The following is a 387-nucleotide window of genomic DNA, read 5'->3' as shown; positions in this document are numbered from 1 at the left end:
GCTGCTCCACCCCGCGACAATATAATGTTTTTCAAAAAATGGAGGAGGTAGAGGGATTCGAACCCCCGCGCGACTCTCGCCGCCTGTCGGTTTTCAAGACCGATCCCTTCAGCCGAACTTGGGTATACCTCCATGAAGGAAAAAATAAAAATTTTATTATTATATGTATCTAAACCATTTAAAAAAATGGAGGAGGTAGAGGGATTCGAACCCCCGCGCGATTCTCACCGCCTGTCGGTTTTCAAGACCGATCCCTTCAGCCGAACTTGGGTATACCTCCGAGACATATAATAAATAAAGTGGAGCCTAGCGGGATCGAACCGCTGACCTCCTGCGTGCAAGGCAGGCGCTCTCCCAGCTGAGCTAAGGCCCCATGTTTTTGGGAAT

Annotated in this window: 3 tRNA genes; all 3 read right to left on the bottom strand. The window is 49.1% G+C overall.

What is annotated here, in order from left to right:
• Positions 1 to 39: 39 nt before the first annotated feature.
• Positions 40 to 132 (bottom strand) — tRNA-Ser (locus ILS93_RS28520).
• Positions 133 to 187: 55 nt separating this feature from the next.
• Positions 188 to 280 (bottom strand) — tRNA-Ser (locus ILS93_RS28515).
• Positions 281 to 300: 20 nt separating this feature from the next.
• Positions 301 to 373, bottom strand: a tRNA-Ala gene (locus ILS93_RS28510).
• Positions 374 to 387: the final 14 nt, after the last annotated feature.

The organism is Bacillus sp. 16GRE42 (assembly GCF_019837435.1).
GTDB lineage: Bacteria > Bacillota > Bacilli > Bacillales > Bacillaceae_G > Bacillus_A > Bacillus_A wiedmannii.
This window is presented reverse-complemented; position numbering and strand designations above follow the sequence as displayed.